Here is a 20300-nt window from a genome sequence, read left to right as displayed (position 1 = left end):
AAATAAAGTCAGTATTCGTTATTTAATAGGTGTTTTATAGACATTTTAAATGCGATCTTGGCCTTTGTAAATAAACGAGATATCCTATATTAGACGATACCCGTCAGCTCGTTGGGTATGATTACATAAATTGACAGCACAATATGTCGTTACCAATTAGTTTGGGAGTAAGTACCTGGTTATGGACCTCTCCTTTTAAGACCGAGGATGCTGTGAAACTATTCGCAAAGGTCAAGCAAATGGGATTTGACCAAATAGAAATTGCGGTGGAAGATCCACAGTTGATCGATGTGAATAGAATAAGGACTGAATTGTCCAATCAGGAACTAGGTGTAATCCTATGCGGCGCATTCGGGAGCACGCGGGACCTGACCAGCGATGACGCGTCGCTGCGTAATACCGGTATGGATTACATTATCAGATGTTTGGATATTGCAGCAGAATTGGGAGCTGATTTCTTTGCCGGGCCGATGTATTCAGCGGTGGGAAAAGCAAGAATGGTACCTATTCAACAACGGCAGTTGGAATGGAGCCGGGCGGTTGAAAACCTACAGGCCGTTTGTGAACGGGCAGCTGACCGCGGCCTTCAGATTGCACTGGAGCCGTTGAATCGTTTTGAATCAGATCTTGTTAACACGGTAGACGATGTGATTCGGCTGATTAAAGAAATCGACCATCCGGCGGCGGGAATTTGCTTGGATATGTTCCACATGAACATCGAAGAACCCGATCCCGAGCGCGCGATCCGCGTGGCAAATAACCGGCTGCTTCACGTTCAGGTTGCTGAAAATTACCGGGGTACTCCCGGATCGGGGAATGCCAGTTGGGATGCTTATTACAGGGGGCTTGCTGCGATTGGCTATTCGGGTACGGTTTCTATCGAAAGTTTCACACCCGAAAACAAGGAATTGGCCGCAGCGGTATGTATCTGGCGGAACCTGGCAGAAAGCCAGGATGCATTTGCGAGCGAAGGGCACAACTTTTTGAGAAAATGGTTAACCGGCAAAAAATAAAAATAAACAGCTTATGAATACGAAAAAAATCAATGTAGCCATTATCGGACTGGGATTCGGTGCAGAATTCATTCCGATCTATCAACAACATCCAAACGCGAATTTGTATGCCATATGTCAGCGAAATACAGATAACTTGAATAAAATCGGCGATGCCTTCGGTATCACAAAACGCTATCGGGATTACAACGAGCTTTTGGAAGACAAAGAGATTGATGCGGTGCATATCAATACACCGATTCCAAACCATGCTGAACAGACACTGCAGGCACTGCGTGCGGGAAAACACGTTGCCTGTACCGTACCCATGGCTACGACCGTAGAAGAATGCCGGCAAATTGTTGAAGCGGTAGCAGAGACAGGATTGACCTATATGATGATGGAAACCGTGCTGTACTCACGTGAATTCCTCTTTATGAAAGAACTATATGAAAAGGGAGAATTGGGTAAAATCCAATTTCTGAAGGCAAGTCATCAGCAGGACATGGATGGATGGCCGAACTACTGGCCGGGATTACCCCCTATGCACTATGCTACCCATTGCGTAGGTCCTGTGTTGGGCCTTACACGCGGCGAAGCCGAATATGTGTCTTGCTTTGGCTCAGGTACGATACGCGAGGAACTGCAAGGGTACTACAATTCGCCATTTGCCATAGAAACGGCTCATATTAAGTTTAGGAACTCCGATCTGAGCGCACAGGTATACCGCTCCTTGTTTGATACGGCCCGGCAATACCGAGAAAGCTTTGAGGTCTATGGCAGTAAAAAAGCGGTGGAATGGCCGTTGATAGAAGGCAGACCGTTGGTGGTGCACACCGCAAAAAAGCCGGAGCCTGAAATTCCCGAAGAAGTTCAATGCCCCGACTATGCACATTTGCTGCCGGAGCCCATTCAGCACTTTACAACCGGGGGGGTGTACGATGAAGATGCAAACCAACATCTTTCATTTATTCAGGGCGCAGGTCATGGCGGTTCTCATCCGCATCTCGTGCATGAGTTTATCAGTGCATTGATTGAAAACCGGCAACCCTATCCGAATGCACAGCAGTCGGCCAATATTACGTGCGTCGGCATCCTTGCCCATGAATCGGCCTTAAAGGGAGGTGAAATCATTCGCCTGCCGAAGTTTACGTTATCTTAATTATACCCTGACCATGAATAAGCCACTTACCCTGTTTGTCAAACTGCTCGCCATCGTGTTGATACCTCTGTTTTTCGGGGGTTGCGGAGGTGGAAAAAAAGAAAGTGACGGACCCCGGCGATTAGAATTGTTTTTCCTCGGGCATGCCAGCAAGCACCACGATTCTGAATTATTGGCCGATATATTACGGCAGGAATATGCATCCGAAGGAATTAACATCACGTATTCGGTTGATCCGGAAGACCTGACAAAGGAGGACCTACAGCGCTACGATGGATTGATTGTGTATGCCAACCACGACTCTATCAGCACAGCCCAGGAAAAAGCACTATTGGATTTTGTGGCTTCGGGCAAAGGATTTATCCCGCTTCATTCCGCGTCGTTCTGTTTTCGGAATTCGCCGGAAGTGGTAGCGCTCATCGGGGGGCAATTTAAAAGTCATGGAGGCGGAAAATTTTCTGCGGAAATTATAAAACCGGATCACCCCGCAATGTCAGGTGTCGTTCCTTTTGAGACGGAATGGGATGAAACGTATGTGCACGATCATTTTGCCGACGATATTGAGGTGCTGATGGAACGTGTGGATAGCACGCACCGGGAGCCGTATACGTGGGTGAAAGACTATGGAAAAGGCAGGGTCTTTTATACGGCATTCGGTCACGATGAGCGCACGTTTCGCAATCCGGGATTTCTGCAGCTTGTAAAAAGTGGTATCCGTTGGGCGGTGGGAGAAGAAGCAGTGAAAAGAATGGAAGCCTATGTCATTGCGCAGCCTGAATATAAAGAAGGCCGGATGCCCAACTACGAGCACCGTGACCCACCTCCCCGTTATCAGCTTCCGCTCAGCCCCGAAGAATCACAGACTCTCATCCAGGTACCAGTCGGGTTCAAACTTCAATTGTTTGCCAGTGAGCCGGATATCAAGAAACCTATTGCGATGGATTGGGACGAGAGGGGACGCTTATGGGTGATTGAAACCGTCGATTATCCCAATACCGTCCGGGATGACAAAGGCGAAGGTGACGACCGGATTTTGATCTGTGAGGATACCGATGGCGACGGCAAGGCAGATAAATTTACGGTATTTGCCGAAGGCTTGAATATTCCAACCAGTTTTACGTTTGCCAACGGGGGCATTATTGTTTCTCAGGCACCCCATTTTTTGTTTCTCAAGGATACCGACGGTGACGATAAAGCCGATGTGCGTGAAGTGTTGATAGATGGATGGGGTACATTCGATACCCACGCAGGTCCATCCAATCTGCGTTATGGAATCGATAATAAAATTTGGGGTACAGTAGGGTATTCGGGTTTTGAAGGTACAATAGGTGGCAAACCGTTTAAGTTCGGTTCGGGTGTTTACCGGTTTGATTCCGATGCGACCCAATTTGAGTTTTTGGGTAATACGAGCAATAATACCTGGGGGCTCGGTTTTTCCGAAGATTTTGATGTGTTCATATCTACCGCCAACAATGAGCACAGTGATTTTTTCGCCATTCCGCTGCGTTATTACGAGCGGGCAAACCTGCAGGAACGGGGTATCGAAAAAATAGATGGGCATTATAACATGCATGTGCTCACGAAGGAGCTTAGGCAGGTAGACGTTCACGGTGGCTTTACCGCAGCTGCAGGGCATAGCCTGTATACTGCAAGGGCATTTCCACAGGAATACTGGAACCGGGTGGCGTTTATATCCGAACCAACGGGGCGATTGGTGCACCGGCATATCCTCGAACAGGTTGGTTCCGGATTTAAGGAGAAGGGCGATGGATGGAACATGATTGCTAGTTCGGACAACTGGTTCGGTCCGGTAGACGCCAAAGTAGGACCCGATGGTGCGCTTTGGATACTGGATTGGTACAATTTCGTCATCCAGCATAATCCTACCCCCGAGGGGTTTGAGAACGGAGCGGGCAATGCTTATATTGATCCGCTGCGGGACAACACAAAAGGACGTATTTATCGATTGGTACATACCGACTCTAAAGCCTATAAACCGTATAAATTGAATTCAGAAAAGCCGGCTACATTGATCAATGCATTGAAAAGTGATAATCAGTTTTGGCGGTTAACCGCACAACGGTTACTCGTTGAGTCAGTGGATAAAGGTGTAGCAGCTGATCTGCACAGGTTAGTGCGTAATACGGAGGTGGATGAGATCAATAGCAATGGAGGAGCACTCCATGCGATATGGACACTGCATGGCTTGGGATTGCTGGATGGTTCTGATGAAAAGAGCTTATCCGTGGTTATCGGAGCACTGAAGCATCCCGCGCCAGGCGTCCGGCGGGCTGCTATCCAAACGCTGCCGATGGACCGACCCGAGGTGGTGCAGCAACTTATTGCTTCCGGCGTAATGCAGGATGCAGACTTAAGGATTCGTTTGTCGGCTTTTCTTGCCTTATCTGACGCTGCCGAAAGTCCGCAGATTGGAAAAGTCCTTTTTGACGCGGTACAGCAAAGAGAGAACGTGGAAGATAAATGGTTGTCGCATGCCTTGCTTATTGCGGGCGCGATGCACCGGCAATCGTTCATGGATGAATATAACCAAGAGGCGGGCCGGCCCAACTTGTCAAATTCGGATGGATCGCTGGCGGTACGTATTTTCGCAGGTAGCCGCATGGTAGTATTTCCGTTGAGTTCAGCGGGCGGAGGTACCGTTGGCGGGCGGCAGATTCCTGACCTTGCTAACCGGGAGTTCGGTTTTGTAGCCGCTGTTAAGCAAACGGATACACAGCAGGCATTTGAAGGCGTATTGATATCGCATGGAGACAATAAGGATGGATATGCCGTGTACCTGAAAGATGGCGGCCTGTATTTTCAGGTTAACCAGAAAGGGAAGCAGACGATTATCCACTCGGTTAATTCATTACCAAAAGAGTTTGTAGTAAAGGCATCCCTGCTTGCTGATGGAAATATGATGCTGTCCATTAATGGGCAACAGGTGGCCCAAGGAAAAACCGGCGGATTGTTTGATAAAATCCCATCCGGGGTCATCCGCATAGGTCATAACCGTCGGCAGGAAGGGGACATGCCGCGAACGGTCAATGCGGGGGATTATCCAGCGGATTTTGATTTTACCGGAATGCTGGATCATGCGCGGCTGGTGATCGTCAATAAGACGGCGCCTGAAATGGAAGATGTAAAGGCTGTAGACCGTGAAGTGGTGATCAAGACCGTTGTCGGTGAAATGAAGTACGATGTGACCAACATCGAAGTCAAGGCCGGGCAGACGTTGAAGATTATCTTAGAGAATACGGACCACATGCAGCATAATCTGTTGGTGCTGAAACCAGGTACGTTGGAACGCGTTGGACAAGCAGCGGACGAACTTGCGAAACAACCTAACGGTGTGACATTGCAGTATATACCCAATACACCAGATGTCCTGTTCAGTACCCCATTGGTTGATCCGGAAAACCGGTATGAACTCATATTCAAGGTGCCTGACACACCTGGGGATTATCCGTACGTATGTACATTTCCGGGGCATTGGCGCATCATGCAGGGAATGCTGCATGTAACGAAGTAATATTGTCTACAGAGCGGCGGGGTGGAAGAAAAGCCACTTCGCTGCCCTGTACTCTTTGCATTTACAAAAAAAGACCTATCTTTGCCACCATCATTTAGGGGTGCCTTGTTTGTACAAACAAACACAAATAAAGGCTGAGATTATACCCATCCCGATACATCTCGGGAGCACCTGATCCGGATAATGCCGGCGTAGGGAAGGTAAGTTAAATAAGTTGGACTGTCATGAACCCCTTGTGGCAGTTGTGTTTAACTAAAAATTACAAATAAATGATTAAAAGATTAATCGCAGGAATTGCGTTTTTTTTGCATGCAGCTATTGTTGTGGCTCAACATAGCCTTATCGTTGAAGTATTTAACGAGAACAGACCAATGGTAGGTGCTTCGGTACGTCTTTCGGGAACAGCGTACAGCGGACAAACGGATACCGATGGCAGGGTACACATCCGGAACCTGAAAGCCACCACCTATACGGTCGCGGTTAGTTACCTGGGATTTCAGCCGCAATACAGGGAAATTACTGTGTCTAACGACGAACAAATCCGTTTTTCAATGGAAAGGGCCGCATTGCTGACCGATGAAGTGGTCGTTCAGGCCACCCGTGCCACTGAAAATATGGCAACGACCTACAAAAACTTAAGCAAAGCGGATATTGAAAAAAACAATCTTGGACAGGATATTCCTTATTTGCTGGATCAGACACCAGGCGTAGTCATTTCGTCGGATGCCGGAGCGGGGATTGGGTACACCAGTATGCGCATACGGGGCAGTGACGGCCAACGTACCAATGTTACCATCAACGGGATACCGCTTAATGATGCGGAAAGTTTGGGATCCTTTTTTGTGAATTTACCCGATTTTGCTTCGTCGGTCGACAATGTACAGATCCAACGGGGTGTCGGAACATCCACCAACGGTGCCGGTGCATTCGGGGCAAGTCTCAATATCCAGACCAACACGCTTAACAAGGATCCGTATGCCGAATTGGATAACTCGTTCGGCTCCTACAATTCATGGAAAAATACGATCCGGTTGGGGACGGGTCTGATCGATGATAAATTCACGTTCGATGGACGGCTGTCGCGCATCAGGAGCGACGGTTATATCGACCGGGCTACCTCTAACCTGCAATCTTTTTTCCTGTCAGGAGCCTGGTATGGCAAGAACAGTTTGCTGCGCGCCAATGTGTTCGGAGGGAAAGAAAAAACGTATCAGGCGTGGTATGGCACGCCGGAATCCCGCCTTACCGGTGATGTGGAGGCCATGGAAGCCTATGCGAAGGACGATGGATTGACAGAGTATGAGATCGATAACCTGTTGAAATCAGATCGGAGGTATAACAAATACCTGTATGATAATGAAACGGATAACTATCAGCAGACGCATTACCAATTGCTGTTTTCGTCAACGCTGACAAGCCGGTTAACACTGAATACCGCGTTGCATTACACGCGGGGCAAAGGTTATTATGAACAGTTCCGGGATAGCGATGGATTGGCAGACTATGGTTTGTCTCCGGTTGTTGTAGCGGGAAATACCATCGAAGAGACAGATCTGGTACGCCAGCGGTGGCTCGATAATCACTTTTATGGCGGAACGTATTCCTTGGTGTATAAACCCACCAGCGGCGTTGAAATCATCTGGGGAGGGGCCTATAATCAATACGAAGGTGGGCATTACGGTGATATCGTTTGGTCTCGTTACCCCTTATTCACGGCGCGTGACTACCTCACCGATGCGGAGAATTCTTTCCACACATCCTATCGCTATTACAATGGCGATGCAATGAAGAAAGACTTCAATACGTACCTGAGGGCTTCTTATCAATTGAACGATTTATTTCTGTTTGCAGACCTGCAATATCGGCATATTGACTATGCAATATCGGGGATAGACAATGACCTGCGTGATATTACCCAGGATGCAACGTTTGATTTCTTCAATCCAAAAGTGGGGATCACCTACCAGTTGTCGGCAGCAAGCAATGTGTATGCTTCGTATGCGTTGGCCAACAAAGAACCGATACGCAGTGATTTTACCGACTGGCCGATAGGGCAAAGCCCCAAAGCCGAACAACTGCATGACATCGAAGCAGGTTACCGAATCAGAACCCCACGGTTTAACATCGGAATAAATGGCTACGCCATGTTGTACAAAAACCAGTTGATCCCTACGGGGCAGCTTAACGACGTGGGGAGTACCCTGCGCAGAAACGTAGACGACAGTTACCGAATGGGACTGGAGTTTGACGGCAGGTGGGTACCAACCAACTGGTTTGCCTGGGGCGCTACCTTGGCTTATAGTCAAAACAAGATTAGAAATTTTACGGAAGTTGTAGGGGATGTGGAGAATTTCTACGAAAGCACGGATATTTCGTTTTCGCCCGATTGGGTGGCATCCAGTGAACTTGCTTTCACACCCTGGAAACCGCTTGAGTTGGCGTTGCTGAGTAAATATGTATCCAGGCAGTACCTGGACAATACAAGCAGCAGCGAACGGAGCATCGATGGGTTTTTCGTGAATAACGTCCGGATAGCTTACCATACTTCTATCTGGAAATTGAAAAACCTGGGGCTGAGCTTGCTGGTTAACAACGTGTTCAATGAGAAATATTCGGCAAGTGGTTTTACCTGGGGATATTACCTTTCAGAGACGGACCGGTTAAGCTACAACTACTATTACCCGCAAGCTACGGCTAATTTTCTGTTCGGATTAAACCTGAAATTCTAAATTTTACGCACTTAAGATCAGCGCACTGTTGTAAAAATAACAGTGCGCTTTCTTTAATTGCACCGGAAAGCGTTGATTTTATCCGTAAAATGTATTTATCTTTAGGAAAAATTTCCAATATGCAATATACATTAGGCTCAATAGGTGTTCTCACAGGCTTATCTTTGATCATGTTATCCTGTGATTCGTCGACATCCAAAGAAGCGGAAAAAAATCCGGTTGCAGATTCGACGTATGCACCGGTCGAAACGAAGGCCGCCAATACGGACTACAAACCGGCATTTGAGGGGCAAACCCGTATAGCAGGTGTGAAGACTTCTACTCCATACGATGTAAAAGTATTGAGTGAAGGACTGGATCGCCCTTGGGGAATTGCCGTTTTGCCGGATGGAAGATTTCTAATTACCCAAAAAGGAGGTACACTCCGCATCGCTGCGCAGGATGGGGCACTGAGTGAAGCCATAACGGGGCTGCCCAAGGTTAACTCCAACGGTCAAGGCGGTTTATTGGGTATTACCATCGACCCTGCCTTCGAGAGCAACCGTATGGTTTATTGGGTGTTTTCGCAGGACACGCCGAATGGTACGCTTACCGCTGTGGCGAAAGGGACACTTGCTGCAGATGAAAAGCATATTGAAAATGCGCAGGTAATTTATCAAGCTACACCGGCACACAAAAGTAGTTTGCATTATGGTGGACGTATATTGTTTGATAAAGAGGGGTACTTGTTCGTAAGTACCGGCGAGCGTTCGGACATTGTGACCCGGCCACAGGCACAGGACCTGAATTCGGCCCTTGGAAAAGTGCTCCGGATCACGACCGATGGTAAACCGGCACCCGGTAATCCTTTCGAGGGCCGGAGCGATGCCCGACCGGAGATTTATTCATACGGTCACCGCAATGTACAGGGGCTTGCGTTCCATCCGGTAACCGGCGATTTATGGGAAACCGAATTCGGTCCGCGTGGCGGCGACGAAGTAAACCGGATCCAGCCAGGCAAAAACTATGGGTGGCCCACCATCACCTATGGTTTGGAATATAGCGGAGAAAAAATCGGGGATGCAATTCAACAGCACGAAGGAATGGAGCAGCCGGTATATTATTATGATCCGGTGTTATCTCCAAGTGGGATCACATTTTTTTCAGGCAATTCGATTCCTGAATGGGAAAATAATCTGTTTATAGGCGGATTAAGCAGCATACATATCGCACGGCTGGTTATAAAGGATAATAAAGTAGTAGGTGAGGAACGTTTGCTTGAAGACCAGGGCCAACGTTTCCGTGATGTACAACAGGGGAAAGACGGCGCACTTTACGCGGTTACGGATGAGGGTAGACTTTATCGGATCGGAAAAAAATAGTGAGGGCTGTTATCCAACGGGTGTCTGAGGCGTCCTGTACGGTTAACCAGCACATTGTAGGCACCATCGGGCAAGGCTTTGTTGTGCTGTTGGGCATTGAGGAGGCAGATGGGATGGACGATCTCCGGTGGTTGGCGCAAAAAATTGCTAATCTCCGTGTATTCGGTGATGAAAGTGGATTGATGAACAAGTCCCTGCATGATATTCAGGGCAATATCCTGCTGATTTCGCAGTTCACCTTATTTGCGCAAACCAAGAAAGGTAATCGTCCATCTTTTATCCGTGCCGCGAAACCTGATCAAGCCGTTTCCTTGTATGAATCAATGATTGCAGAACTTTCCAGCCTGTTGGACAAAAACATAGCCACAGGAATCTTTGGCGCAGACATGAAGATTTCCCTCGTAAACGACGGTCCTGTAACCATCATCATGGATACCAAAGACAAAGATAATCATTGATTGGGGGGTAAATAACATGACCATCAAAGAAGCGCAGGAAAAAATTGACCAGTGGATAAATACAACAGGTATCCGCTATTTTAATGAATTAACAAATACGGCCATACTGATGGAAGAAGTGGGGGAGGTGGCCCGCATTATGGCCCGTCGGTACGGTGAACAATCCTTCAAAAAATCCGATGAAGAGGTTGACCTTGCAGACGAAATGGCCGATGTGTTATTTGTGTTGATCTGCCTGGCAAATCAGACGGGCGTTGACCTTACAGCGGCTTTAGCAAAGAACTTGGAAAAGAAAAATATTCGCGACGCGGATCGGCACCGAAACAACAAAAAACTTAAATAGTCGGAATAATTGATTGATTAAATTGGGGCGACAAAAGAAAAACGGTACATCCTATTAAAGATGTACCGTTTTTGCGTATATGATGGTCCCCGATTCATGGGGGCAATTGTTACATCATTCCGCCCATGCCGCCGCCCATCGGGGGAGCACCTGCACCTGCTTTTTCTTCTTCCGGTTCGTCTGCCAATACCACTTCGGTAGTAAGCAGCATGGAAGCGATAGAAGCAGCATTTTCCAATGCAACGCGAGATACTTTGGTTGGATCGATTACACCGGCGCCGATCAGGTTTTCGTATCCACCGGTACGTGCGTTATAGCCGTAGTCAGCTGTGCCTTCTTTCACTTTCTGTACCACGATGGCACCTTCGATACCAGAGTTGTTACAGATTTGACGTAACGGCTCTTCGATGGCACGTTTCACGATTTCGATACCGATGTTTTCGTCCTCGTTAGCACCTTTGAGGTCTTTCAAAGACTCACCGGCGCGGATGAATGCTACACCGCCACCGGCTACGATACCTTCTTCTACCGCAGCACGGGTAGCATGCAGTGCATCGTCTACACGATCTTTCTTTTCTTTCATTTCCACTTCGGTAGCTGCACCTACGTACAATACGGCTACACCACCTGCTAATTTAGCCAAACGCTCCTGCAATTTCTCGCGGTCGTAATCGGAAGTGGTGGTTTCGATCTGTGCTTTGATCTGATTTACGCGGCCTTTGATATCTTCTACATTACCTGAGCCATTGATGATGGTGGTATTGTCTTTGTCAACAACCACTTTTTCAGCCTGACCAAGGTAAGAAAGATCGGCATTTTCCAATTTGAAACCTCTTTCTTCGGAAATAACCGTTCCGCCTGTAAGGATAGCGATATCTTCGAGCATTGCTTTGCGGCGATCGCCGAAGCCCGGAGCCTTTACAGCGGCTACTTTCAGAGAGCCACGGATTTTGTTGACTACCAGGGTAGCCAATGCTTCACCGTCAAGATCTTCAGCGATGATCAACAACGGCTTTCCGGTTTGAACTTGTTTTTCTAAAATCGGAAGCAACTCCTTCATGTTGCTGATTTTCTTGTCGTAAATCAGGATGTAAGGGCTTTCCAGCTCGGCTTCCATCTTGTCGGTGTTAGTTACGAAGTAGGGTGACAGGTAACCCCGGTCAAATTGCATACCTTCTACCGTTTTTACTTCGGTTTCAGTACCCTTTGCTTCTTCAACGGTAATAACGCCGTCCTTGCCAACTTTTTCCATGGCTTCTGCGATCAGCGCACCGATCACTTCGTCGTTGTTGGCCGAGATGCTGGCAACTTGTTTGATCTTGTTATTGTCTTCGCCGACTGTTTGTGACTGTGATTGAAGACTTTCTACAACTGTGGCAACCGCTTTATCAATACCACGTTTTAAATCCATCGGATTGGCACCGGCCGCTACGCTCTTCAAGCCCGGGGCAATGATTGCTTGTGCCAAAACGGTTGCAGTTGTGGTACCATCACCCGCCTGATCGGCAGTCTTGGAAGCCACTTCTTTTACCATTTGTGCACCCATGTTTTCAAGCGCATCTTTCAATTCGATTTCTTTTGCAACGGTGACACCGTCTTTCGTGATTGAAGGAGAACCGAATTTCTTTTCAATGATCACGTTACGTCCGCGCGGACCCAATGTCACTTTTACCGCATTTGCCAACGTGTCTACCCCTCTTTTCAGAGCATCACGCGCTTCCACATTATACTTTACTTGTTTTGCCATTTTTTTAATTGATTTGAGATGTTAAACATGCAATCCGAGATTTTCAAGAATCAATCGCTGTATCTCGCATCGTAACTTTTAAGTTTACTATTAATTATTAAACACCTACGAAGAAATACGACCCTACGTTATACAATAGCGTAAATGTCGGACTCTTTCATGATTAAGTACTCTTTTCCTTCGTAGGTAATCTCGGTGCCGGCATATTTGCCATACAACACTTGGTCTCCTACCTTTACAGTCAAAGGTTCATCCGTTTTTCCTGCACCAACAGCCACTACCGTTCCACGCTGTGGCTTTTCCTTAGCGGTATCCGGAATATAGATACCTGATGCGGTCTTTTCCTCTGCAGGGGCAGCTTCCACTACCACTCTGTCGCCGATAGGTTTAATACTTAACGCCATAATTTGATTTTATTTAATAATTAATTATTAATTGTTAATAATGCTTTTGATTTTCTCACCTCGCTTATCTCATCAATTATGCCAAGTCGGGATTCCGCTGTTTACCTTGCCATTTTTTCATTTTAGAAGCGAATGTGTTGGCGAAGCGAGTCGTGTGCGTGTCAGGATGTCAGTGATAATGGCAGTTTTGTTGGCCGATGCCCAATGAAAACGCCCCCCGTTTTTATTTCGAGGGGCGTTGCTTTTTCGTCAAATACTTTGTTTTTACTGAGCGGTATCTGAATTTGAAGGGGTCTCCTGGGGTGCAGCTGTCGGAGTTTCCGTTGGTGAAAGCGGAGAAGTCACAGGCGCAGTTGAGTTGATTTTATCGCTCAAACCCGTACCACCTGATCCGGATGAGGGCCCCAAAACATTAACAATTAGTGAAAAGACCATGATGGCAATGACCATGATCCATGTACCTTTCTCCAAAATGTCTCCCGTACGTTTTACGCCCATTAAATTGGCACCGCCTGCAAACCCAGAAGCCAATCCACCGCCTTTCGGGTTTTGGATCAATACAAGGAATGCCAATAAGATACTGGCCAAAATGATTAATATAATTAATAGTGTTTGCATTTTCGGTATTTCGTTATGTTAATTTGTTCGATAGCTCAGCTATTTGAGCGGCAAAGTAACCACTTTTTTCGGGATATTTCAAACTTAATTTTTTATAGATTGCGATTGCTTTCGGATACAAGCCCTGTTCAACATATATTTTTGCCAAGGTTTCCGAAACCATCGTTAATTGATCTTCCGCGCTCTTGCGGGCTTTATTTTCCAGGTCGATCTTGTTTGCTGGAGGAGGTTTGATCTGGGGTTCTTCGCGGATGAAACGTTCGATGATCGGGTCTATTTTTTGGGGTACCTGAAAAGGTACAGTATGTGTCCGGTGTTTTGCACTCAGTTTTTCTTCCGGAGCCTGTAAGTGGAAAATATTTTCCCGGATCTGTTGGTCCAAGAGCTGTTCTGCGTCCAGCTTTTGTGCAGTATTGCCCACATGTTGAGACTTGTTGTTTAGCGGAGCATACGGTTGATACGTCTGAGCGTGCTCCATGCGGGTTTTGTTAAGCCACCAGAGAAAACTATAAGGCATATGCTCATCGTTATAGAGGCTCACTTTTTCATGCGGTGTGGCTTCCGATAAAGGTACGACTTCCGTCGATTCGGTTGTTTGTTCCTGTTCGGTGTATACGAAGTAATCCATTCCCGCCGGGTGTTCAGGAATAGCTGGATGTGTATCGGCCGGTTCAATAATAGGTTGTGCATCCACCGCTGGTATATCCACCGCTTGCGGAGGACCTTCGATCAAATAACCCTGCAACCAATGGGGAGAGCTGGTATACAACAAAACATGGTTGAAATTACATTCTCCGTTTTCCTGAAAATATTTTCGGGCATGGATAAAGCGTAAAGACTGGGCATACGGATAACGATCGATCAGCATGGACAAGGTTTGTTCGTCGACTGCCGATGGATCCGACAACGTTTTATGGTATAATGCGCTATAATCTAACTGTTCCACGCGGCCAATAACCTCCAATTTTTAGTTTACCAGTTTGCAAATGCCCTATTGTAAATATCTTCTGTGAGCATTTGATTGATATCACGTATCAACGATTCTTCTTGTGCTGATATGGCGCCGGAAAAGTCTTTGAACCGGGTAAACGGTTGTTCAAAATTGTCATCCGGTTTGATATTGTTGGTATATTTAACATTGACGGTAATGGATAACCGGGTGAGTGCCGCACGGTCGGTGCCAGCCTCAACGGCGGCGGGGGTAATGCTGTACCCGGTAATCCGTCCTTCAAAAATAGCATCGCCATCATTGGTCACCTGGCTGAGACTCGATTGGCTTCGTATGCGTTCTTTGAGTGCCTCCGTGAATGATTGGCTGAGTGTCGGATAGACGATCGGAGCCGTATTTTCGAAAAACTCCACGGTATAGGTTTTCATTCCTTCAGGAATGGAACCCCCTGTGAAGCCGTATTTGATTCCACATCCCTGGATGAATAAAATTGCCGATAAGAACACAAAATAACCTATTCTCTTTCCCATCTTGATATGAGCGCTCATCAATTTAAATTCAGATCTTTAATTTTCCGGTAGAGTGTCCGTTCAGATATCCCCAGCTCCTGTGCCGCAGATTTACGTTTACCCTTGTGTTTTTTCAATGCTTTTTTGATGAGATCCGACTCTTTCTCTACCAAGGAAAGCGATTCCTCTTCTACTTCTTCAGCTTCCTGCGTGTGGAAATGAAAATCCTCACTCTTCCCACCCTGTGGGTGGTGAATGGTTAATGTAGAAGGCGGAGCCAACTGCTCCGGAGCCGGGCTATCCACCTCGCGGTACAGCTGATTAATATAGGGCGAGTGATCTTCGACAATCCGGGAGTTGACGCCATTCTCGATGATTCCAATCACCAGTTTCTTCAGCTCCACCATGTCTTTTTTCATATCGAAAAGGACTTTATAGAGTAAATCCCGTTCGGAAAAATCGTCATTTGCGCCAGCCGATACATGTACCGGAAGTGTACTCCTGTTATCTGTGGGCAAGTATTGTCCCAGAATCCGTGCATCAATCAGCCGCTCTTTTTCCAACACGGCAATCTGTTCTGCTATATTCTTTAATTGCCTTACGTTGCCCGGCCATGGATAATTGGCAAGCAATTGCTGCGCATCTTCCGTCAACTGTACGTTTGGACTCCGGTATTTGTCGGTAAAGTCTGCTACAAATTTGCGGAAAAGCAGGTGGATATCTTCCTTGCGGTCGCGCAGAGCAGGTATGCGTAGTGGCACGGTATTTAGGCGGTAATAGAGATCCTCACGGAATTTTCCTTTTTGTACAGCATCGTAGATATCCACGTTGGTAGCTGCAACCACACGGACATTGGTTTTCTGTACCTTTGACGAACCCACGCGGATGTACTCGCCGGTTTCCAATACACGTAGCAATCGAGCCTGTGTGCCCAAGGGTAATTCACCCACTTCATCTAGGAAGATCGTGCCACCGTTGACCACCTCAAAATATCCTTTACGTGCTTCATGTGCCCCTGTGAAAGACCCCTTTTCATGTCCGAATAGCTCGGAATCAATGGTGCCTTCGGGAATGGCTCCGCAGTTGACTGCGATGAACGGACCATGTTTGCGTGCACTGAGTTGATGGATAATTTGTGAAAACACTTCCTTACCGCTTCCACTTTCACCTGTGATCAACACTGAAATATCTGTGGGAGCTACCTGGCGGGCTACATCGATTGCCCGGTTGAGCAGCGGTGAGTTGCCAATGATCCCAAATCTATTTTTGATATCTTGAATGTCCATTCTTTACCTCGTGTATTGAGTATTGGTGTTGGGTGCCGTTATTAACTAGTAATCTTTCCAATCAATGTTGCCGATGTGCATTTTTCTGCATATACATTGACATAGTCGCCCACTTTGTATCGATTGTCCCTGGGAAATACCACCATGCTGTTTTGGTCGTTTCGTCCACAATAGTCATCGTCAGAACGTTTTGATAATCCTTCAATCAGTACCTTGTGTACCTTTCCAACATAAGTTTGCAGTCGTTGCAGGCTATGTTCGCGCTGCAGGTCTACTACTTCGGTCAGTCGCCGCTTTTTTACCTCCTCTGGAACATCATCCGCATAGCGCTTGGCTGCCAATGTGCCCGGCCGTTCGGAATAAGCAAACATATAAGCAAAATCATACTTCACATAATCCATCATCGACAGTGTATCCCGGTGTTCCTCCTCGGTTTCGCTGCAAAAACCTGTGATGACGTCCGTCGAAATCCCACATTCGGGAATAATCCGGCGAATCGCGTCCACCCGGTCCATGTACCATTCGCGATCGTAGGTACGGTTCATCAGCTTAAGAACTCTTGAATTGCCTGACTGTACAGGTAGGTGTATGTATTTACAGATGTTTTCGTACTTGGCCATCGTGTGCAGCACCTCATCGGTGATGTCTTTGGGATGTGAAGTTGAAAAACGTACCCGCAATAAGGGGTTTACCTGCGCAACCCTTTCCAGCAGGCCAGCAAAGGTTAAGGCCTCGTATTTATAGGAGTCGACATTTTGTCCCAAGAGGGTCACTTCGCGGTATCCCGCATTGAATAGATCGGTTGCTTCCTTCACGATGGACTGCGGATCGCGGCTTCGTTCACGCCCACGAGTAAAGGGCACCACACAGAAAGAGCACATGTTATCGCAGCCACGCATGATGGAAATGAATGCCGTTACGCCATTGGTGTTAAGGCGTACCGGACTGATATCTGCATAGGTCTCTTCGCGCGACAACAGTACATTGACAGCACGTGAGCCTTCGTCTACTTGTTCAATGAGGTTGGGTAAGTCACGATACGCGTCGGGACCCACGACAACATCCACCAGTTTTTCCTCTTCCAGAAATTTAGACTTCAACCGCTCCGCCATGCAGCCCAACACACCCACCACCATGCCGGGGTTTTTTGCCTTGGCTGATTCAAATTCTTTTAACCGATTGCGTACCCGCTGTTCGGCATTTTCGCGGATAGAACAGGTATTAATGAATACCACATCGGCTTCTTTATAGTCACGTGTCGTTTCAAACCCTTTATCCAACAGGATTGAGGCCACAATCTCGCTGTCCGAGAAATTCATTTGGCAACCGTAACTTTCAATGTACAGCTTCCGGCCGTTGCTCTTTTTCGGATCATTCTCCAGCAGTAATGCCTCTCCCTGCCGCGATTCGTCATGCTGTTTTGTACTTGTCGGTATCTCGAACATCGTCGTTGATTAAAGCCTACAAAGTTAACAATAAATTTTGAATGAATGACAGTTTGGCAGAAAGGGATTTCTGCTCAAGCCGTAGGGGCTTTGCTCAATCGCCGCAAGAGCTCGGTACTTTTGACCGCAAAAGTACCAAAACTCGCCACTTGGAGTTCCTGCTACGGTTGGTAGTGCATCCCACTGCATCCCGCAGGATCTCCCATGTGGCATAAAAAGCCATACGGTGGGCTGGTGCTAATAGACGCACGGAACGATCGTTCGTAGGAGAATGGCCGTCCTTCCGCACTAAACTTTCGTTCGGAGGGCAACCGGCCTTGAAGGATCGGGAATCCGCCGGCTGGCGGAAAAGCATGTGCATGAACCTGCGTACCAGCAGCAAACAAGCGGATTGGGGAATTGTTCATGCTGCAAAATGGGATGCATGAACAATCCATACGGCCTTTGAAATTAAACACGCGCATATGAACTAAAGCAGCGGCTGCAATCCGCGCTATGAATGCTTTGCAATCAGCTCGCGACCGAGGCTTCACAGCCTTGACTCTTTGCTTCTTTCTGGTCAAGCAGACCTGAGCCGCCTCAAAGGCGGAGAAAGCATGAGCGCCGATAAAAACAAATGATCGCGAATAAAGAAGTCGCCTCCGCGGCGAAAGAGCGGACTATTCTTTATTCGAATCCACAACTAAGCGTTGATCACGGTTCGCGATTTCCCATGCTGTATGGAAAGCCAGGCGTGCACGTTTGCAGAGTAATTCGAAATGAATCTTGTCAACGGTATCAGCGGGTGTATGGTAATCGGGATGAAGTCCGCTGAAATAGAAAATTACAGGAATGCCATGTTTTGCGAAGTTGTATTGGTCCGACCGGTAATAGATCCGCATGGGGTCTTTTGGATCATCATACATATAGTCTAACTCCAGTTGCGTATACGTAGCGTTTGCTTTTTCATTAATGGCCTTCAATTCAGAACTGAGCTTATCGGAACCAATGGCATGTACGTAATTGTGGTTGCCGTTCAAATGCTTGTCGTCAATGCGCCCAATCATATCTGTATTCAGGTTTACGACCGTATTTTCCAAGGGAAATACCGGATGGCGCGAATAGTAGTTTGAACCCAATAAACCTTTTTCCTCGGCAGTGACTGCCATAAACAGGATACTCCGTCGCGGTCCGTGGCCTTCGGATTTTGCTTTGGCAAATGCACGGGCAATTTCCAGGACACCTGTCGTCCCCGAACCGTTATCATCGGCCCCGAAGAATATGACACCGTTTTGGTTCCCCTCGTGATCGTAATGCGCCGTAATGACAAGCAGCTCATCCTTAAGACCTGTTCCTTCGAGGTATCCCAGTACGTTGTTTGATGTGAATGGTTCGGTTTTGGAGCCGAACGAAGTGTTCAAGTCGACCTTATAAACGCCACTCTGGCTCTTTTGGGTTGCATCGATTTTTGCGGATAGCTTATCGACGGAGGTTCCGGTTTTCGCAAACAATAGATTAGCCATGTCTTTGCCGATGGTTACTACGGGAGCGGTATGGGTAACTTGGCTTTTGCCTTCGTCAAGCGCGATCCGTGGTTGTGTAAGTCGGTATCCAAAGCGTGCAAGCGATTCTTTAAGCGTATTGGATACGGCAATAATCAATTCCGGTTTTTTGGAAGTGATGTTTTGCAGGCGTTTGGTGTTGGAAGTTGCCCAGTCAGATGGCGTATCTGTTCCGGTAATCAGGGAATTGCCTTTTGAGTCTTTGGGTTCTCCCTCACTGAGTACCAGTACCACCTTACCTTCGATGTCGATGCCTTTCAGGTCGTCGTATTTGTCTTCACTGATTCCATAGCCGATAAATACGATATCCTTTGCCTGAATATGGGTTTCAGGTCCACCGCCTACGAAATAGAAATCTTTACCATTGCGAAACGATTGCCCCGCGATGGCAAATTCCTTGACATCAAAGCGTGTCCGCACTAGTTTCACAGGCTGGAAATAGGAGCCCTCCACGGGAGCGGTCAACCCCAGCCTTTTAAACTCCGCTGCAATATAAGCCGCTGCTTTTTCGCCACCTAGTTCTCCGGTTCCACGACCTTCATATTCAGCTGACGCAAGGATAGACAAGTGCCTGCGGGCAGATTCAGGATTTATTTCTGTGGCATATTTTTGCTGGATGGGATCCTGATCCTGACCCAAAACACATCCAGAAAAAGTTGGAACAAGAGATACGAATAGAAAAAAAAACTGCTTCATGGTGCTATTTGATTTTTGGATATCAGATGTCAGAGATTAGACGTCAGAGATTAGACATTAGACATTAGACGTCGGACGTCAGACATTAACAAGAGATTTTGCTGACCCGGTTGGCGTGGCGGCCTCCTTCGAAACCGGTATTCAGAAATGTGTTGACGATCGCTTTTGCTAAATCAATATCAATGAAACGTGCGGGGATACAGATAATGTTTGCGTCATTGTGTTTCCTGGCAAGCGACGCCAATTCTTCCAGCCAGCAGATGGCCGCCCGTATTCCGGCATGCTTATTTGCCGTGATAGCCACACCATTGGCGCTGCCACATACCAGAATACCCCGTTCAAAATCACCGCTTTCTACAGCAGCTGCTACGGGATGAGCAAAATCGGGATAGTCGACCGAATCGGCGGTATCCGTACCAAAGTCCTTCACGGAATATCCCGCGTCTGTAAGAAACTGTACCAATGCAGATTTATACCCGAATCCCGCATGGTCTCCACCAATGGCTATTGTTCTTTTTGTTAGCATCG

17 protein-coding genes are annotated in these 20300 nt (G+C 47.3%); 7 read left to right on the top strand and 10 right to left on the bottom strand.

The features are described 5' to 3' along the window. Positions 1–143: 143 nt before the first annotated feature. The 7 genes from IEX60_RS08040 to IEX60_RS08010 all read left to right on the top strand — a co-directional run bounded on the left by IEX60_RS08040 (position 144) and on the right by IEX60_RS08010 (position 10577). Positions 144–1013 (top strand): sugar phosphate isomerase/epimerase family protein, encoded by an 870-nt coding sequence (locus IEX60_RS08040; protein WP_188749279.1) that lies wholly within the window; start codon positions 144–146, stop codon positions 1011–1013. Positions 1014–1026: 13 nt separating this feature from the next. Next, positions 1027–2154 carry a Gfo/Idh/MocA family oxidoreductase gene (locus IEX60_RS08035; RefSeq protein WP_188749277.1) on the top strand — a complete coding sequence of 376 codons (1128 nt, stop codon included), beginning with the start codon at positions 1027–1029 and terminating at the stop codon, positions 2152–2154. A 13-nt stretch (positions 2155–2167) separates the two neighbouring features. Continuing rightward, a complete protein-coding gene (locus IEX60_RS08030; RefSeq protein ID WP_188749275.1) occupies positions 2168–5686 on the top strand; it encodes a PVC-type heme-binding CxxCH protein in 3519 nt (1172 codons plus the stop codon). A 269-nt stretch (positions 5687–5955) separates the two neighbouring features. Next, positions 5956–8415: a TonB-dependent receptor gene (locus IEX60_RS08025; RefSeq protein ID WP_188749273.1), complete on the top strand. Its 2460-nt coding sequence runs from the start codon at positions 5956–5958 to the stop codon at positions 8413–8415. A 119-nt stretch (positions 8416–8534) separates the two neighbouring features. Beyond that, entirely contained in the window at positions 8535–9776 is a 1242-nt protein-coding gene (locus tag IEX60_RS08020) for a PQQ-dependent sugar dehydrogenase (RefSeq protein WP_188749271.1), read from the top strand. Next, positions 9776–10234, top strand: a complete 459-nt coding sequence (gene dtd / locus IEX60_RS08015) for a D-aminoacyl-tRNA deacylase (RefSeq protein WP_188749269.1) — start codon at positions 9776–9778, stop codon at positions 10232–10234. The genes IEX60_RS08020 and dtd overlap by 1 nt, the downstream gene beginning before the upstream one ends. A 16-nt stretch (positions 10235–10250) precedes the next feature. Further along, complete coding sequence (locus IEX60_RS08010) at positions 10251–10577, top strand: nucleotide pyrophosphohydrolase (protein WP_188749267.1); 327 nt, start codon at positions 10251–10253, stop codon at positions 10575–10577. Between the two features lie 109 nt (positions 10578–10686). On the opposite strand, the gene groL is transcribed toward IEX60_RS08010, so the two are convergent. The 10 genes from groL to rpiB form a co-directional block, all read right to left on the bottom strand. Further along, entirely contained in the window at positions 10687–12324 is a 1638-nt protein-coding gene (gene groL / locus IEX60_RS08005) for a chaperonin GroEL (RefSeq protein WP_188749265.1), read from the bottom strand. A gap of 128 nt (positions 12325–12452) precedes the next feature. Continuing rightward, positions 12453–12728 carry a co-chaperone GroES gene (gene groES, locus IEX60_RS08000; RefSeq protein WP_079718112.1) on the bottom strand — a complete coding sequence of 92 codons (276 nt, stop codon included), beginning with the start codon at positions 12726–12728 and terminating at the stop codon, positions 12453–12455. Between the two features lie 264 nt (positions 12729–12992). Continuing rightward, on the bottom strand, positions 12993–13346 hold the full coding sequence (secG, locus tag IEX60_RS07995) for a preprotein translocase subunit SecG (RefSeq protein ID WP_188749263.1): 354 nt from the start codon (positions 13344–13346) through the stop codon (positions 12993–12995). A gap of 13 nt (positions 13347–13359) precedes the next feature. After that, positions 13360–14292 (bottom strand): hypothetical protein, encoded by a 933-nt coding sequence (locus tag IEX60_RS07990; RefSeq protein WP_188749261.1) that lies wholly within the window; start codon positions 14290–14292, stop codon positions 13360–13362. Between the two features lie 26 nt (positions 14293–14318). Then, the gene (locus IEX60_RS07985) at positions 14319–14825 is read right to left on the bottom strand and encodes an LptE family protein (RefSeq protein WP_188749259.1); all 507 of its coding nucleotides are present in this window, start codon (positions 14823–14825) and stop codon (positions 14319–14321) included. A gap of 17 nt (positions 14826–14842) precedes the next feature. Beyond that, a complete protein-coding gene (locus IEX60_RS07980) occupies positions 14843–16090 on the bottom strand; it encodes a sigma 54-interacting transcriptional regulator (RefSeq protein ID WP_188749256.1) in 1248 nt (415 codons plus the stop codon). 41 nt (positions 16091–16131) lie between these two features. After that, positions 16132–17535 (bottom strand): tRNA (N6-isopentenyl adenosine(37)-C2)-methylthiotransferase MiaB, encoded by a 1404-nt coding sequence (miaB, locus tag IEX60_RS07975; RefSeq protein ID WP_188749255.1) that lies wholly within the window; start codon positions 17533–17535, stop codon positions 16132–16134. A gap of 161 nt (positions 17536–17696) precedes the next feature. Beyond that, positions 17697–17942, bottom strand: a complete 246-nt coding sequence (locus IEX60_RS07970) for a hypothetical protein (RefSeq protein WP_188749253.1) — start codon at positions 17940–17942, stop codon at positions 17697–17699. 252 nt (positions 17943–18194) lie between these two features. After that, positions 18195–19772, bottom strand: a complete 1578-nt coding sequence (locus tag IEX60_RS07965) for a M28 family peptidase (RefSeq protein WP_188749250.1) — start codon at positions 19770–19772, stop codon at positions 18195–18197. An 85-nt stretch (positions 19773–19857) separates the two neighbouring features. Continuing rightward, positions 19858–20298, bottom strand: a complete 441-nt coding sequence (gene rpiB / locus IEX60_RS07960; protein ID WP_188749248.1) for a ribose 5-phosphate isomerase B — start codon at positions 20296–20298, stop codon at positions 19858–19860. Positions 20299–20300 lie beyond the last annotated feature (2 nt).

Source organism: Parapedobacter defluvii (assembly GCF_014642075.1).
GTDB classification, from domain to species: domain Bacteria; phylum Bacteroidota; class Bacteroidia; order Sphingobacteriales; family Sphingobacteriaceae; genus Parapedobacter; species Parapedobacter defluvii.
The sequence above is the reverse complement of the archived record's forward strand: the minus strand, read 5'-3'. Positions and strand labels throughout refer to the sequence as shown.

What these genes read in the sequence shown, in the direction of transcription:
- IEX60_RS08020 (WP_188749271.1), top strand. Translation starts at nt 8,535, where the DNA reads ATGCAATATACATTAGGCTCAATAGGTGTTCTCACAGGCTTATCTTTG.
- IEX60_RS07985 (WP_188749259.1), bottom strand. Translation starts at nt 14,825, where the DNA reads ATGGGAAAGAGAATAGGTTATTTTGTGTTCTTATCGGCAATTTTATTC.
- IEX60_RS07970 (WP_188749253.1), bottom strand. Translation starts at nt 17,942, where the DNA reads ATGAACAATTCCCCAATCCGCTTGTTTGCTGCTGGTACGCAGGTTCAT.
- IEX60_RS08040 (WP_188749279.1), top strand. Translation starts at nt 144, where the DNA reads ATGTCGTTACCAATTAGTTTGGGAGTAAGTACCTGGTTATGGACCTCT.
- rpiB (WP_188749248.1), bottom strand. Translation starts at nt 20,298, where the DNA reads ATGCTAACAAAAAGAACAATAGCCATTGGTGGAGACCATGCGGGATTC.
- IEX60_RS08030 (WP_188749275.1), top strand. Translation starts at nt 2,168, where the DNA reads ATGAATAAGCCACTTACCCTGTTTGTCAAACTGCTCGCCATCGTGTTG.
- IEX60_RS08035 (WP_188749277.1), top strand. Translation starts at nt 1,027, where the DNA reads ATGAATACGAAAAAAATCAATGTAGCCATTATCGGACTGGGATTCGGT.
- IEX60_RS08025 (WP_188749273.1), top strand. Translation starts at nt 5,956, where the DNA reads ATGATTAAAAGATTAATCGCAGGAATTGCGTTTTTTTTGCATGCAGCT.
- IEX60_RS07980 (WP_188749256.1), bottom strand. Translation starts at nt 16,090, where the DNA reads ATGGACATTCAAGATATCAAAAATAGATTTGGGATCATTGGCAACTCA.
- groES (WP_079718112.1), bottom strand. Translation starts at nt 12,728, where the DNA reads ATGGCGTTAAGTATTAAACCTATCGGCGACAGAGTGGTAGTGGAAGCT.
- miaB (WP_188749255.1), bottom strand. Translation starts at nt 17,535, where the DNA reads ATGTTCGAGATACCGACAAGTACAAAACAGCATGACGAATCGCGGCAG.
- groL (WP_188749265.1), bottom strand. Translation starts at nt 12,324, where the DNA reads ATGGCAAAACAAGTAAAGTATAATGTGGAAGCGCGTGATGCTCTGAAA.
- IEX60_RS07965 (WP_188749250.1), bottom strand. Translation starts at nt 19,772, where the DNA reads ATGAAGCAGTTTTTTTTTCTATTCGTATCTCTTGTTCCAACTTTTTCT.
- IEX60_RS08010 (WP_188749267.1), top strand. Translation starts at nt 10,251, where the DNA reads ATGACCATCAAAGAAGCGCAGGAAAAAATTGACCAGTGGATAAATACA.
- secG (WP_188749263.1), bottom strand. Translation starts at nt 13,346, where the DNA reads ATGCAAACACTATTAATTATATTAATCATTTTGGCCAGTATCTTATTG.